Source organism: Escherichia sp. KTE52, from assembly GCF_000408325.1.
Classification (GTDB): Bacteria; Pseudomonadota; Gammaproteobacteria; order Enterobacterales; family Enterobacteriaceae; genus Escherichia; species Escherichia marmotae.
Genome location: NZ_KE138677.1, coordinates 43,516 through 58,721 on the forward strand (window position 1 = coordinate 43,516; position 15,206 = coordinate 58,721).

10 protein-coding genes are annotated in these 15,206 nt (G+C 50.6%); 4 read left to right on the forward strand and 6 right to left on the reverse strand.

Features of this window, described 5'->3' with window-relative positions; genetic code table 11:
• Window positions 1-115: 115 nt before the first annotated feature.
• On the reverse strand, window positions 116-4,018 hold the full coding sequence (gene hrpA / locus A1SC_RS16825; RefSeq protein WP_024214572.1) for an ATP-dependent RNA helicase HrpA: 3,903 nt from the start codon (window positions 4,016-4,018) through the stop codon (window positions 116-118).
• 200 nt (window positions 4,019-4,218) lie between these two features.
• Between hrpA and azoR the strand changes: the two genes are divergently transcribed.
• A complete protein-coding gene (gene azoR, locus A1SC_RS16820; RefSeq protein ID WP_000048921.1) occupies window positions 4,219-4,824 on the forward strand; it encodes an FMN-dependent NADH-azoreductase in 606 nt (201 codons plus the stop codon).
• Window positions 4,825-4,864: 40 nt separating this feature from the next.
• Here azoR and A1SC_RS16815 read toward each other — a convergent pair whose 3' ends face one another.
• The 4 genes from A1SC_RS16815 to A1SC_RS16800 form a co-directional block, all read right to left on the reverse strand.
• Entirely contained in the window at window positions 4,865-5,731 is an 867-nt protein-coding gene (locus A1SC_RS16815; RefSeq protein ID WP_001516434.1) for an aldo/keto reductase family oxidoreductase, read from the reverse strand.
• A 220-nt stretch (window positions 5,732-5,951) separates the two neighbouring features.
• The gene (locus A1SC_RS16810; protein ID WP_000831645.1) at window positions 5,952-6,275 is read right to left on the reverse strand and encodes a YdbL family probable chaperone protein; all 324 of its coding nucleotides are present in this window, start codon (window positions 6,273-6,275) and stop codon (window positions 5,952-5,954) included.
• Between the two features lie 7 nt (window positions 6,276-6,282).
• A complete protein-coding gene (locus tag A1SC_RS16805) occupies window positions 6,283-6,468 on the reverse strand; it encodes a YnbE family lipoprotein (protein ID WP_000699961.1) in 186 nt (61 codons plus the stop codon).
• Window positions 6,468-9,104, reverse strand: coding sequence for a YdbH family protein (locus tag A1SC_RS16800; protein ID WP_016262031.1), 2,637 nt, complete (start codon window positions 9,102-9,104; stop codon window positions 6,468-6,470). The genes A1SC_RS16805 and A1SC_RS16800 overlap by 1 nt, the downstream gene beginning before the upstream one ends.
• Window positions 9,105-9,311: 207 nt before the next feature.
• Between A1SC_RS16800 and ldhA the strand changes: the two genes are divergently transcribed.
• Together ldhA and hslJ are read left to right on the forward strand one after the other, a co-directional pair.
• Window positions 9,312-10,301, forward strand: a complete 990-nt coding sequence (ldhA, locus tag A1SC_RS16795; RefSeq protein ID WP_000762228.1) for a D-lactate dehydrogenase — start codon at window positions 9,312-9,314, stop codon at window positions 10,299-10,301.
• Window positions 10,302-10,458: 157 nt separating this feature from the next.
• Window positions 10,459-10,881 carry a heat shock protein HslJ gene (hslJ, locus tag A1SC_RS16790; RefSeq protein WP_001516437.1) on the forward strand — a complete coding sequence of 141 codons (423 nt, stop codon included), beginning with the start codon at window positions 10,459-10,461 and terminating at the stop codon, window positions 10,879-10,881.
• Here the strand turns inward: hslJ and A1SC_RS16785 are convergent.
• Window positions 10,878-11,144, reverse strand: coding sequence for a putative hemolysin (locus tag A1SC_RS16785; protein WP_001200698.1), 267 nt, complete (start codon window positions 11,142-11,144; stop codon window positions 10,878-10,880). The two genes, hslJ and A1SC_RS16785, sit on opposite strands and share 4 nt — an antisense overlap.
• A gap of 272 nt (window positions 11,145-11,416) precedes the next feature.
• On the opposite strand from A1SC_RS16785, the gene nifJ reads away from it, so the two are divergent.
• Complete coding sequence (gene nifJ / locus A1SC_RS16780) at window positions 11,417-14,941, forward strand: pyruvate:ferredoxin (flavodoxin) oxidoreductase (RefSeq protein ID WP_000628247.1); 3,525 nt, start codon at window positions 11,417-11,419, stop codon at window positions 14,939-14,941.
• Window positions 14,942-15,206: the final 265 nt, after the last annotated feature.

Genomic DNA, 15,206 nt, shown 5'->3' on the forward strand with positions numbered 1-15,206 from the left:
AAATTCAGCAAAATCGTTCAATGTTGCGATAGAGTGAATCCTTCAGATCTTATAAAGAAAAAACCCGGCAGCACACGCTTACCGGGTTTTAGATTCATCAGCCAAATAACAGCCGTTAACCGCTAATCTGCTCCATCGCCTGCAAAATACGTTTATCCGATATCGGATACGGCGTACCAAGTTGTTGGGCGAAGTAACTGACGCGCAGTTCTTCAATCATCCAACGGATCTCTTTCACGTCTTCATCCTCACGACGCGCTGGCGGCAGTTTGTTGAACCATTGTTGCCATGCCTGCTGGACGTTTTCGACTTTCAGCATTTGGGCACGGTCACGATGCGGATCAACCGCCAGTTTTTCCAGGCGTTTTTCAATCGCCTGCAAATAGCGCAGCGTATCGCCCAGCCGTTTGAAGCCGTTACCGGTGACAAAACCGCGATACACCAGACCGCCCATTTGTGCTTTGATGTCAGAAAGCCCCAGCGCCATCGTCATATCAACACGCCCTTTCAGACGTTTGTTGATGTTGAACACTGCCGTGAGGATTTGCTCGACCTGCTTCGCAATATCCACCACGGTATCGTTCAGTTCGGCACGCACTTTTTCATGTAGCGCAGTAAAACCCTCTTCCGTCCAGACCGGGCCACCGTTGGCGTCGATTAATTTATCCACACCGCAGGAGATACAGTCATCGATCAGCTCCAGCACTTTGCCATACGGGTTAAAGTACAGCCCCAGCTTGGCTTTATTCGGCAACTTCTCATGCAGATATTTGATCGGTGAAGGAATATTCAGCAACAGTAGACGGCGCAGACCGTTCCACATTGCTTGCTTCTGCTCCAGTGGATTATCAAACAATTTGATCGCCACGCTGTCACGTTCATCCACCAGCGCAGGCCACGCTTTCACTTTGTAATTGCCGCGCTTCTGCTCGTAGCTTTCCGGCAATTGACCAAAGCTCCAGATATGCAGGCCGCTCTGCTCGATACCGTCATCAGCGACCGCAGACAGTGTTTCCTGCACTTTGCCTTTCAGCGCCTCTTTCAGTTCCTGTAATGAGCGCCCTTCTTTCAACTTCTTGTTTTTGTCGTCCACCACGCGGAAAGTAATTTTCAGGTGATCGGGCACCTGATCCCAGTGCCAGTCTTCGCGGTCAACGGTAACGCCGGTCATGCGGCGCAATTCACGTTCAAGACTGTCGAGCAACGGTAGTTCCAGTGGCGTCACGCGGCCTAAAAACGCTTCGGCGTAGTTTGGCGCAGGCACAAAATTACGACGTACCGGTTTTGGCAGCGATTTAATCAGCGCAATCACCAGTTCACGACGTAATCCAGGAATTTGCCATTCAAAGCCGCGCTCTTCCACCTGGTTGAGCAACGGCAGCGGAATATGCACGGTCACGCCATCAGCGTCCGCACCTGGCTCAAACTGATAACTTAAACGCAGCTTGAGATTGCCCTGATGCCAGAAGTTCGGGTAATCCAGCTTGCTGATTTTTTCCGCACCTTCTTTGATCAACATGCTCTTTTCAAAGTTGAGCAAATCAGGCGTTTCGCGGCTAACCTTTTTCCACCAGTTGTCGAAGTGGCGCGAAGAGATCACATCATGGCTAATGCGCTGGTCGTAAAATTCAAACAGCGTCTCGTCATCTACCAGAATATCGCGACGACGTGATTTGTGTTCCAGCTCTTCCACTTCTGCCCGCAGTTTCAGGTTTTCACGGAAGAAAGCGTGACGTGTCTGCCAGTCACCTTCTACAAGTGCATGGCGGATAAAGAGTTCACGGCACAACGCAGGATCAATCTGGCTGTAGTTAACCTTACGCGCGGCGACAATCGGCAACCCATAAACGGTGACTTTTTCCGTCGCCATCACTGCGCCCTGCGCCCGTTCCCAGTGCGGTTCACTGTAGGTGCGTTTGATCAAATGTTGGGCAACCGGCTCTACCCATTCCGGATCGATGCGTGCCGCAATGCGCCCCCACAGGCGGCTGGTTTCTACCAGTTCCGCCACCATCACCCACTTTGGCGGCTTTTTGAATAAACCAGAACCAGGGAAGATAGAGAAACGCGCGTTACGTGCGCCGGTATATTCCTGTTTATCCGCATCTTTCATGCCGATATGTGAAAGCAAACCGGTCAGTAATGCGATATGAATTTCGCGATACTCCGCCGGTTCACTGTTTACCGGAATGCCGAGTTCTTTCACCACCTGGCGCAACTGAGTGTAGATGTCCTGCCATTCGCGCACGCGCAGATAGTTGAGATATTCAGTGCGGCACAAGCGACGGAAGGCGTTTGAAGAGAGCGCCTTTTGCTGCTCACCGAGATAATTCCACAAATTCACAAACGCCAGGAAGTCGGACTCTTTATCGTGGAAACGACGATGTTTTTCATCCGATGCCTGTTGTTTGTCCATCGGGCGTTCACGAGGGTCCTGAATGGAGAGCGCGGAAGTGATAATCATCGCTTCCCTTACACAGCCATGTTTCTGCGCTTCCAGCACCATGCGTGCCAGACGCGGGTCAACCGGTAACTGTGATAACTGACGACCAAGTGGTGTCAGTTTATATGCGGTTTGCTGTTCGTCGGTGGTGATTGCACCTAACTCCTCCAGCAGGCGCACACCATCCTGAATATTGCGTTTATCCGGCGCTTCAACAAACGGAAACGCAGCGATATCGCCCAGCCCCAGTGCGGTCATCTGTAAGATAACCGACGCCAGGTTGGTACGCAGAATTTCCGGATCGGTAAACTCCGGACGAGAAAGGAAATCGTCTTCCGAATAAAGACGAATACAGATCCCTTCTGATACGCGTCCGCAACGGCCTTTACGCTGATTGGCTGAAGCCTGCGAAATTGGCTCGATCGGTAGACGCTGCACTTTGGTGCGATAGCTGTAGCGGCTGATGCGCGCCGTACCTGGGTCGATCACGTATTTAATACCCGGCACAGTCAGCGAGGTTTCCGCGACGTTAGTCGCCAGCACAATGCGCCGCCCGCTGTGTGACTGGAAGACGCGATTTTGTTCGCTGTTTGAAAGCCGCGCATAAAGCGGCAATATTTCCGTATGGCGTAAGTTCAGCTTATTCAGCGCATCGGCGGTATCGCGAATTTCCCGCTCGCCGCTCATAAAGATCAAAATGTCGCCGGGGCTTTCCTGGCTCAATTCGTCTACAGCATCGAAAATCGCCTGTAACTGGTCGCGCTCGGTATCATCCGCTTCTTCAACTATTGGTCGATAACGCACTTCTACCGGATAAGTTCGACCCGAGACTTCGATAATCGGCGCATTGTTAAAGTGGCGAGAGAAGCGTTCCGGATCGATGGTCGCGGAAGTGATGATGACTTTCAGATCCGGGCGACGTGGCAACAGCTCTTTCAAATAACCGAGCAGGAAATCAATGTTCAGGCTGCGTTCGTGCGCTTCGTCAATGATGATGGTGTCGTACTGCATCAGCAGGCGATCCTGCTGGATTTCCGCCAGCAGAATACCGTCGGTCATCAGCTTGACCATCGTGTTATCACTGACGTGATCGCTGAAACGGACTTTATAACCGATGCAGCCACCCGGTTCGGTCTGCAACTCTTCCGCAATACGGTTCGCCACGGTACGGGCTGCCAGTCGACGAGGCTGGGTATGGCCAATCAGCCCTTTAATCCCGCGCCCCAGTTCCATACAGATTTTCGGCAACTGCGTCGTTTTACCGGAACCTGTTTCTCCGGCGACAATCACCACCTGGTGGTCACGGATCGCTTCGAGAATGTCCTGTTTTTTCTGGCTAACCGGCAAATTGTCCGGATAAGTAATCTCCGGACGCGCCGCTTCACGTAGCAGGACTTTCCCTGCCGCCTGGTCAATTTCTTTTGCCATCTCCTGGAAAATGGCCTGTTGTGCATCAGGATTTTTAACCTTCTTCACCCCATGCAGACGGCGGGAAAAACGCAGTCTGTCACGCAGCATTAACGAATCCAACCGCTGCTGTAAGGCGTTAAAGGTCAATTTTTGTTGTTCTGTCATAACGTTAAAGGGCAGCGTTGTGCCTGATTAATTTTCTTTTAAATGATAGATATAGAGTACCACATCGCGGCTTTTTATGTGTTGTTCAATAAATTCGAACATAGACTTCGATATATTGCGCTATCTCTGTGGCAGGATTGTGAATAAAGTGTCAACAAGCAACAGGGCATCGCCCATTCAAACATCTATAAGGAAACACCATGAGCAAGGTATTAGTTCTTAAATCCAGCATCCTGGCAGGGTACTCTCAGTCTGGTCAGTTGTCTGATTATTTTGTTGAACAGTGGCGTGAAAAGCACACTGCTGATGAAATCACCGTCCGCGACCTGGCTGCAAATCCGGTTCCGGTGCTGGATGGCGAACTGGTTGGCGCTCTGCGTCCGAGTGACGCGCCTCTGACTCCGCGCCAGCAGGAAGCCCTGGCACTGTCTGATGAACTGATTGCCGAGTTGAAAGCGCATGACGTTATCGTGATTGCAGCACCGATGTACAACTTCAACATCTCTACTCAGTTGAAAAACTATTTTGACCTGGTTGCGCGTGCAGGCGTTACTTTCCGCTACACCGAGAACGGTCCTGAAGGTCTGGTAACCGGTAAAAAAGCCATTGTTATTACCAGCCGTGGCGGTATCCATAAGGATGGGCCTACAGACCTGGTGACCCCGTATCTTTCTACGTTCCTTGGCTTTATCGGCATTACTGACGTGAACTTTGTCTTTGCTGAAGGTATCGCTTACGGGCCGGAAATGGCAGCAAAAGCACAGGCAGACGCTAAAGCGGCAATTGACGCAATTGTTGCAGCATAAGTTTTAAGAAGCCTACCGCGAGTGCGGGAGGCTTTTTTACTTAACTCGCCTTTTTCGCAATACTGTCCAGCGTTGCCAACACATCATCAGGTAGCGCTAATTCCCCTACTGCCATATTCTCCCGTAAATGCGCAACGGAAGACGTCCCCGGGATCAGCAAAATATTCGGTGAACGTTGCAACAGCCACGCCAGCGCCACCTGCATCGGTGTCGCATTAAGACTTGCTGCGACATCAGAGAGCGTGGAGGATTGCAGTGGCGTAAAGCCCCCGAGCGGGAAGAAAGGCACATATGCAATGCCATCGCGAGCCAAAGAATCAATTAATTCGTCATCCGCACGATGGGCAATGTTGTATTCGTTTTGCACGCAAACAATTTCTGTAATCTTGCGCGCCTCTGCAACCTGCGTTGGTGTTACGTTGCTCAGGCCAATATGTTTTACCAGCCCTTGTTGTTGCATCTCAGCCAGCACGGTCAGGCTGGCTTCAATCGACCCTTCCGCCGGGCCATGTCCATCGTCAGGCATCACCCGCAGGTTCACCACATCCAGCACGTCCACCCCCAGATTTCGCAGGTTATCGTGCACCGCTTTTTTCAGTTCTGCTGGAGAGAATGCCGGCAACCAGGAGGCGTCCTCACCGCGGCGAGCGCCAATTTTGGTGACGATAGTCAGGTCATCGGAATAAGGATGTAACGCTTCGCGGATAATCTGATTGGTAACGTGTGGACCATAAAAGTCGCTGGTATCAATGTGATTGACGCCCAATGCCAGTGCCTCACGCAGCACGGTAATCGCGACATGGCGATCTTTCGGTGGGCCGAATACACCAGGTCCTGCCAGTTGCATCGCGCCGTAACCGAGACGGTTAACGGATTTTGTACCGAGAGTAAATGTGTTGCTGCTCATAACACCCTGCCCTGTAATAAAGCGGATTAAGAAAAATCAGTATAGAAATGAACGGAAAGTGAATAAATGACTATTGAATGCGGATGCGTAAAAACGAGCGCCAACAAGCAAAAACAGCGCCGCAATCAGTCTGGCGGAGGTCTGTAGGTATAATTTGTACCGTTTTGAACGGTAACTGATCTTTCTGAATACGAAATTAATTACCGCTGCTTTACGTTTTTTATTTTTGCAGCCATTTCCCATTAATCCCCTGCACATATTCTCCCGGTTTAGCGCGAGCGACCAGTTTCTGCCCTGCCAGTTTTGCAATCTCCTCAGTTGAGACATTATTTTGTCTGGCCAGTTGCTGATAACTCAGCGCACGAGCTTTATTAATATCGTTTACCAATGCCTGCGTTTCGTCATCCGTTTTCAGTGCCATCAGATAACCATTAAATGTTTCGCCTACCCGCCCCTGACTTCTGGCTTCATTCAGGGTTAACGCCATCGCACTGCTGCTCATCAGGCAAACAGTCCACACCATTATCAGTAATGTTCTTTTCATCATTACCTCAAAAAAGATCGCTACGGGTTTTGAGCAAGTCTTCAACGTCCTTATCTGCTTTTATGATGATCTCATGCTCAATTTTAACGTTCATATTAATGGTGATTGGCTCTTTCGGCGCAGCCACTTCAATGCGCGGCGTGCAACCAAGCAACATAAAAGAGGACGCGAACGCGGTTATCATTATTTTCATTATTTTTCCTCACACTCATTTCCTGATGGGCAACCCGTTTTCGGGAGTCGGGCATTCTGTTCCAGCCACGCCTGGAGATTATCGCCAAAGCGTAAGCTGCGCCATAACGTAAAAATATTCTCTTCGTGGCTGTAATTAAGATTCACCGTGCCCGTTTTACCATCAACCCGGCTATTACCGCTGATCGTTGCCTGCATGGTTAACACACCGAGATTATCCAGATTAATTTTTGTCGATGAACGGCTAATTTCCATATAGCGCAACCAGTTGATTGCAGTCCCTGCGGTCATATTGTCTTTTGCTACTGCATCCGCCGTGTCTTTATCCAGGCGCAAGGTCATGGGGCCTGCGTTTGCCAGCCAGCCATCTTTCACAATCCATTTTTCATTATTAAGCCATAGCGGCAATGCCCCACTGAATGCCCCTGACATAGCGAATTGCTTTGGATTGATGGCGCTAACCAGTTCACTGGAAGAGAGATTATTCAGCCGTAACAGCGCCGGATCGTGCTGCGGCATACGTAATTGTTTCATCAGCACGTTGCCACCTAAAACATCAACACTCACATCAGTCAGTAGCAAGGGTTCGTCTTCGGTCCACGGATAACGCCCCTGAAGATCGGCAGTAATATTTTTTGCCGTCACCAGGTTAACCACTTCAGCAATACGTAATGACACAGGTCGCCGCGTTCCCAGGTGCCACGCACCGTCGGCAAAACGGAACGGTAGTACAAAGTCGACACCGTTGACCTGGTTATCTGGCATCCACGCGCTGCCACCTTTCAACACGCCATGCCCCCCTGCACGGAAGCCCTGCTCAGGCGCGGCAGAAAACGCCACCTGGGCATACAGTTCACCATCGCGTAGATTCATCTTCCAGTCTGGCGGGATCAGCGGCTGGAATACGGTCAGCGATTGTTTAGGCCACCAGGCATTGCCGCGCAGGCGAATACCGTCCCAGCGGCCATTCACCCGTACCGGGCCAATCTCACCAGCATGTAAATCCCCTTTGAAGAGGAAATACGTCGGATCACGTCCATCGACACTAAATTTTAAGGTTGATGGCGGTAACACACTACCGCCTGTGAAAAGCGTTTGTCCTGCATCCAGCGAAAGCGCACCACTAAAAGACGGATTCTGGGCGTCACGCACCCAGATAACGGGTTTATCAAGAATTAAGCGCGGCGTTTCTACTGTCATCGTGCCATATTGCAACTGATCGAACCCGGTCGAGAGGTCGGTAAGCGTAATCGTGCTGTCATGCCACTCACCTTTTCCTGCGACATCCCAGGTGGCATTCATCGGGGTAAAACTGCCTTTGCCCCAGTAACGCCACTGCCAACGCCCTGCATCCGGGAGAAAATCATTCGCCTGACCATCCATATGCAGCACAAAGTCGCCCAGTTCATTTTCATGGGCCTGCAAAATGGCCTGCAAGCGACCGTCAACACCACGTTGAGTGACTTTTACCCCCGCTAAAGGCCAGCGAATTTCATCGATGTCCAGTGAATCGATGATTCTTCCCTTTGAACGTAATAACGCGCCTGGTTCAAAGGCCAGCGTTGGGTCAGTCAGACTTCCGCTTAGCTGTGCCGGTAAGCGGGCATACAGAATGAGATCAGCCTGTTTTGCTTCACCGGTCAGTTGCAGTGGCATCTGACTGTTATCCATGCTCAATTTTCCTGGGCCAAAATTAAGCACCGCATTGCCTTTCCCTGCTTGCCCCTGAGTCAGCACACTCAGGCGTCCACTGACCAACGCGTTCTCAAGCCCGGCCTGCCAGTTCTCGACTTTAACACCCAATCGCCCACTCAGGGGAAAACCTTCATACGGCCAGCTCCAGCGACCATCGCTGACCGTCAATTGCTGACGGGTAATTTGCCACGGCAAATCGAGCAATGGATCGCCGTTATCCCGTGTCATCACAAGCAATTGCCCGCTATTTTCCTGCCACTCCAGTTCAGCATCCACCAGTGACGGTTCCTGTGGCAAGTTCAAGGTCGCGGTAGCATGGCCACTGACAGGAAGCCCATCCGGCACCAGCGGCATGGTAAATTCCCCTACCAGTTTTACCGGCGGCTGATTTTCAAACGCGGCGACATCCAGTTCGCTGACTGTAAGTTGTTGCCCTTTAAGCTGGCCTTGAAATTTAACTTTTTCGCCCTGATAACGCAGTTGCTGGATATCAGAGGTCAACGAGAGAGAGAGTTTTCCCTGCCATTCCTGCCAGGGCGAAAGGATCAGTTTATCAATATTGATCCAGGTGTTAGGCAGCATGGATTGCCACTGCGCAAGGGTTTTCGGCGCTGCCGGAGAGGGCTCTTCCTGTGGCAATTTTGCCAGGCAAGCAGAGTCAAGCTCCACTGTGCCAACGTTCAATAACCAGCGGCTGGGATGTGAAAGGCTGGCATTGGTGATATGCGCCAACTGGCAATCCGCCACCAGATAACGGAGATCGGGAATAATTAAACCTTTACGCGTGATGCGCAGGCTTTCATCTAATGCAATGCGTGTACCGAGCGGCAGCCAGATACCCGCCAGCGTAGGAACCCACAGCCCGAGCGTCATCAGCAGCGTTAACGGCACAAGAATAATCAGTAATAACAGCGCGAGAACGGCTTTATATTTACCCAACATGGGTAGTTAATATCCTGATTTAGCGAAAAATTAAGCATTCAATACCGGTATTGTGGCATGTTTAACCGTTCAGTTGAAGGTTGCGCCTACACTAAGCATAGTTGTTGATGGATTTTTCAATATCACCACAGCTTTCAATTATATTTTAATTTTTGTAAAATATTTTTAGTAGCTTAAACGTGATTCAACATCACTGGAGAAAGTCTTATGAAACTCGCCGTATATAGCACAAAACAGTACGACAAGAAGTACCTGCAACAGGTGAACGAGTCCTTTGGCTTTGAGCTGGAATTTTTTGACTTTCTGCTGACAGAAAAAACCGCCAAAACCGCCAATGGCTGCGAAGCGGTATGTATTTTCGTAAATGATGACGGCAGCCGCCCGGTGCTGGAAGAACTGAAAAAGCACGGCGTTAAATATATCGCCCTGCGCTGTGCCGGTTTCAACAACGTTGACCTCGACGCGGCAAAAGAGCTGGGGCTGAAAGTAGTCCGTGTTCCAGCCTACGATCCGGAAGCCGTCGCTGAACACGCTATTGGTATGATGATGACGTTGAACCGCCGTATTCACCGCGCGTATCAGCGTACCCGTGACGCCAACTTCTCTCTGGAAGGCCTGACTGGCTTTACCATGTATGGCAAAACGGCAGGTGTTATCGGCACCGGTAAAATCGGCGTAGCGATGCTGCGTATTCTGAAAGGTTTCGGTATGCGTCTGCTGGCGTTCGATCCATACCCAAGTGCGGCGGCGCTGGAGCTCGGCGTGGAATATGTCGATCTGCCGACCCTGTTCTCTGAATCAGACGTTATCTCCCTGCACTGCCCGCTGACGCCGGAGAACTACCACCTGCTGAATGAGGCGGCGTTTGATCAGATGAAAAACGGCGTAATGATCGTCAACACCAGTCGTGGCGCATTGATTGATTCCCAGGCGGCAATTGAAGCGCTGAAAAACCAGAAAATTGGCTCGCTGGGGATGGACGTGTATGAGAACGAACGCGATCTGTTCTTTGAAGATAAATCCAACGATGTGATTCAGGATGACGTGTTCCGTCGTCTGTCTGCCTGCCATAACGTACTGTTTACCGGGCACCAGGCTTTCCTGACGGCAGAAGCTCTGACCAGTATTTCCCAGACTACGCTGCAAAACTTGAGCAATCTGGAAAAAGGCGAATCCTGCCCGAACGAACTGGTTTAAACATGCAGCTCCCCTGCAAATCAGGGGAGCTTATTCAGATAATCCCCAAAGATCTTTCATCCGCTATTCTTACAATAAGTTCTGTTGAACGGATAAGACGCCCCAGCGTTGCATCCGGCAATCAGCACCTGATTTATACCTTAAGTTGAGAACTAAAATGAAGAAAGTTGCCGCGCTAGTCGCACTAAGCCTGCTGATGGCGGGATGTGTAAGTAATGACAAAATTGCTGTAACGCCAGAACAGTTACAGCATCACCGGTTTGTACTGGAAAGTGTTAACGGTCAACCTGTTGCCAGCGATAAAAACCCGCCAGAAATCAGCTTTGGGGAAAAGATGATGATTTCCGGCAACATGTGTAACCGCTTTAGCGGAGAGGGTAAACTTTCGGGCGGAGAACTGAAAGTTAAAGGACTGGCAATGACCCGCATGATGTGTGCCAACCCACAGCTTAACGAACTCGATCACACCATCAGCGAAATGCTGAAAGAAGGTGCGCAGGTAGATCTGACCGCCAACCAGTTGACGCTGGCAACCGCGAAACAGACATTAACTTATAAACTGGCAGATTTGGTCAATTAGTAGCTGCCACAGCTTCCGGCGGCAAGCGACTGTTCGCTGCAGCGTTTGCCGTTAGGTAATGCACACATCCCAATAGCCGTTCCGTCAAGTTGACGGGCAACGGATAGCGAACCACCAATCATTGCGCAATTTGCTTCACCGCTACTGGACATGGACGCTTTTAAACCAGGCGCCACATGCGCCGCGGTTGCCTGCTGAACAGGTTCACTACTACACGCAGACAACAATAAAGCGGCACACCCTACCCACAACGCTGCTCGCATCTTTACTTCCTCTAATCTTTAAGCCAAACGACACCGCCCTAAATAATAGGCAGCCCAGGCGGTTACGTCGAGAACTACTATGTGTGTTGCAACGCATTGTTACTTTTTTATCGCTATTTTTTGCCCGGTGCTTGATCGAAACATTCATTATGCGGATATGGGGGACACAAAAGCGAAAATGCAACAGAAAGCCATTTGCTAAAATTGAGAGATAACTACTGGGCGCGCAGCTTTTTCGTGTGCCCCTCATTTGCGCAATGTAAGGGTGTCGTATGATCACAATTGACGGTAATGGCGCGGTAGCTTCGGTGGCATTTCGCACCAGTGAAGTTATCGCCATCTACCCTATTACCCCGAGTTCCACGATGGCAGAACAGGCTGATGCCTGGGCCGGAAACGGCTTGAAAAACGTGTGGGGAGATACACCTCGCGTAGTTGAAATGCAGTCCGAAGCTGGCGCTATCGCGACTGTGCATGGCGCTTTGCAAACGGGCGCACTCTCTACATCGTTTACATCATCGCAGGGTTTGTTGCTGATGATTCCGACATTGTACAAACTGGCGGGCGAACTGACACCGTTTGTACTGCATGTGGCGGCGCGAACCGTCGCTACTCATGCGCTCTCTATTTTTGGCGATCATTCAGATGTGATGGCGGTGCGCCAGACCGGTTGCGCCATGTTGTGTGCGGCAAACGTTCAGGAAGCGCAAGATTTCGCCCTCATTTCGCAAATCGCGACACTAAAAAGCCGTGTGCCATTTATTCATTTCTTTGATGGTTTCCGTACTTCCCACGAGATCAACAAAATCGTTCCACTGGCCGACGATACTATTCTTGAACTGATACCGCAGGCAGAAATTGATGCTCATCGCGCCCGTGCGCTGAATCCGGAACATCCGGTGATCCGCGGTACATCCGCCAATCCTGACACTTACTTCCAGTCTCGTGAAGCAACTAACCCATGGTACAACGCAGTTTACGACCATGTTGAACAGGCAATGAATGATTTCGCCGCCGCTACGGGTCGTCAGTATCAGCCTTTTGAGTATTACGGTCATCCACAGGCAGAACGGGTGATAATCCTGATGGGTTCTGCTATTGGCACCTGTGAAGAAGTGGTAGACGAATTGCTGACCCGTGGCGAAAAAGTTGGGGTGCTGAAAGTTCGACTATATCGTCCGTTTTCCGCCAAACACTTACTACAAGCACTACCGGAGTCCGTACGCAGCGTAGCGGTGTTGGATCGCACCAAAGAGCCGGGTGCCCAGGCAGAACCACTCTATTTGGATGTGATGACCGCGCTGGCAGAAGCCTTTAATAATGGCGAGCGTGAGGCATTGCCTCGCGTCATTGGTGGGCGCTATGGTCTGTCTTCCAAAGAGTTTGGCCCGGACTGTGTGCTGGCAGTATTTGCCGAACTTAACACAGCCAAACCAAAACCACGATTTACCGTGGGTATTTATGATGATGTGACCAATCTGTCACTGCCATTGCCAGAAAATACCCTGCCAAACTCCGCGAAGCTGGAAGCCCTGTTTTACGGTCTGGGCAGTGACGGCAGCGTTTCCGCGACCAAAAACAATATCAAGATTATCGGTAATTCCACCCCGTGGTATGCACAGGGGTATTTTGTATACGATTCCAAAAAGGCCGGTGGTCTGACAGTTTCTCACCTGCGTGTGAGCGAGCATCCAATTCGATCCGCGTATCTGATTTCACAAGCTGACTTTGTTGGCTGCCACCAGTTGCAGTTTATCGACAAATATCAGATGGCAGAACGCCTGAAACCTGGCGGTATTTTCCTGCTTAATACTCCGTACAGTGCCGAAGAAGTCTGGTCGCGGCTGCCGCAAGAAGTTCAGGCGGTGTTGAATCAGAAGAAAGCTCGCTTTTATGTGATTAATGCAGCGAAAATTGCCCGTGAATGTGGACTGGCAGCGCGCATTAACACCGTAATGCAGATGGCCTTTTTCCACCTGACGCAAATTCTGCCTGGCGACAGTGCCCTGGCTGAATTGCAGGGCGCAATTGCCAAAAGCTACAGCAGCAAAGGTCAGGATCTGGTGGAACGCAACTGGCAGGCACTGGCGCTGGCGCGTGAATCCGTGGAAGAAGTCCCGTTGCAACCGGTAAATCCGCACAGTGCGAATCGGCCACCGGTGGTTTCCGATGCAGCGCCTGATTTCGTTAAAACCGTCACCGCTGCAATGCTCGCCGGACTTGGCGATGCCCTCCCCGTTTCGGCGCTACCACCAGACGGCACATGGCCAATGGGCACAACGCGTTGGGAAAAACGCAATATTGCCGAAGAGATCCCCATCTGGAAAGAGGAACTCTGTACCCAATGTAACCACTGTGTCGCCGCCTGCCCACACTCCGCTATTCGCGCAAAAGTGGTTCCGCCGGAAGCAATGGAAAACGCCCCTGCCAGCCTGCATTCGCTGGATGTGAAATCGCGCGATATGCGCGGGCAGAAGTATGTGTTGCAGGTCGCACCGGAAGATTGCACCGGCTGTAATCTGTGCGTTGAAGTTTGCCCGGCGAAAGACCGTCAGGATCCTGATATCAAAGCCATCAATATGATGTCGCGTCTGGAGCATGTGGAAGAAGAGAAAATCAATTATGACTTCTTCCTCAACTTACCAGAAATCGACCGCAGTAAACTGGAACGTATTGATATTCGTACATCGCAATTGATCACACCGCTGTTTGAATATTCTGGTGCTTGTTCCGGTTGTGGCGAGACGCCGTATATCAAATTGCTTACTCAGCTCTATGGCGATCGAATGTTGATCGCTAACGCCACCGGATGTTCGTCGATTTATGGCGGTAACCTGCCATCCACACCGTATACCACTGATGCAAACGGTCGTGGTCCGGCCTGGGCGAACTCACTGTTTGAAGATAATGCCGAATTTGGCCTGGGCTTCCGCCTGACGGTCGATCAGCATCGTGTCCGTGTTTTGCGTCTGCTGGATCAGTTTGCCGATAAAATCCCGGCGGAGTTACTGGCAGCGTTGAAATCAGATGCCACGCCAGAGGTTCGTCGCGAACAGGTTGCCGCGTTGCGCCAGCAACTAAAGGATATCGCTGAAGCTCATGAACTGCTGCGCGACGCTGATGCGCTGGTGGAAAAATCAATATGGCTGATTGGTGGCGACGGCTGGGCTTACGATATCGGCTTCGGTGGTTTGGATCATGTATTAAGTCTGACGGAAAACGTCAACATTCTGGTACTGGATACGCAATGCTATTCCAATACCGGCGGTCAGGCGTCGAAAGCAACCCCTCTTGGTGCAGTAACGAAGTTTGGTGAACACGGCAAACGCAAAGCGCGTAAAGACCTCGGCGTCAGTATGATGATGTACGGTCATGTTTATGTGGCGCAGATTTCTCTCGGTGCGCAACTGAACCAGACAGTGAAAGCGATTCAGGAAGCGGAAGCGTATCCAGGGCCGTCACTGATCATTGCTTACAGTCCATGTGAAGAGCACGGTTATGACCTGGCATTGAGTCACGACCAGATGCGCCAACTCACCGCAACCGGCTTCTGGCCGCTGTATCGCTTTGATCCACGTCGTGCCGATGAAGGCAAACTGCCACTGGCGCTGGATTCACGTCCACCATCAGAGGCTCTGGAAGAAACATTGCTCCATGAACAACGTTTCCGCCGTCTGAATTCGCAACAGCCAGAAGTGGCGGAACAGTTATGGAAAGATGCCGCAGCCGATCTGCAAAAACGCTATGATTTCCTCGCGCAAATGGCGGGGAAAACGGATAAAAGTGGCACCGAGTAGAGTAACAGGGTAAGGATTATCCTGAACAAAAAAAAGCCCGAATGAAAGTTCGGGCTTGTCTTTTTATTTGTTGGGAAATAAGTAATCGTAGCAATGCCCCAACAGAAAATAATATCTGTGACAATAAAGGCATATAACCCGTGCAGAATAACGCATCACTTTTTAAATGTATAATTTTTATTTTATATATATCACCACTAAAACATTCATCAAACTTATTGTCATTTCTCAAGAATTATTTGATTAAGGTTTTACTTAAGACGTA

Excerpts from the sequence above, each read along its gene's own strand:
- hslJ (WP_001516437.1), top strand. The coding sequence starts at position 10,459 with ATGAAGAAAGTTGCCGCGCTAGTCGCACTAAGCCTGCTGATGGCGGGA.
- A1SC_RS16805 (WP_000699961.1), bottom strand. The coding sequence starts at position 6,468 with ATGAAAATAATGATAACCGCGTTCGCGTCCTCTTTTATGTTGCTTGGT.
- hrpA (WP_024214572.1), bottom strand. The coding sequence starts at position 4,018 with ATGACAGAACAACAAAAATTGACCTTTAACGCCTTACAGCAGCGGTTG.
- nifJ (WP_000628247.1), top strand. The coding sequence starts at position 11,417 with ATGATCACAATTGACGGTAATGGCGCGGTAGCTTCGGTGGCATTTCGC.
- A1SC_RS16800 (WP_016262031.1), bottom strand. The coding sequence starts at position 9,104 with ATGTTGGGTAAATATAAAGCCGTTCTCGCGCTGTTATTACTGATTATT.
- azoR (WP_000048921.1), top strand. The coding sequence starts at position 4,219 with ATGAGCAAGGTATTAGTTCTTAAATCCAGCATCCTGGCAGGGTACTCT.
- A1SC_RS16785 (WP_001200698.1), bottom strand. The coding sequence starts at position 11,144 with ATGCGAGCAGCGTTGTGGGTAGGGTGTGCCGCTTTATTGTTGTCTGCG.
- ldhA (WP_000762228.1), top strand. The coding sequence starts at position 9,312 with ATGAAACTCGCCGTATATAGCACAAAACAGTACGACAAGAAGTACCTG.
- A1SC_RS16810 (WP_000831645.1), bottom strand. The coding sequence starts at position 6,275 with ATGAAAAGAACATTACTGATAATGGTGTGGACTGTTTGCCTGATGAGC.
- A1SC_RS16815 (WP_001516434.1), bottom strand. The coding sequence starts at position 5,731 with ATGAGCAGCAACACATTTACTCTCGGTACAAAATCCGTTAACCGTCTC.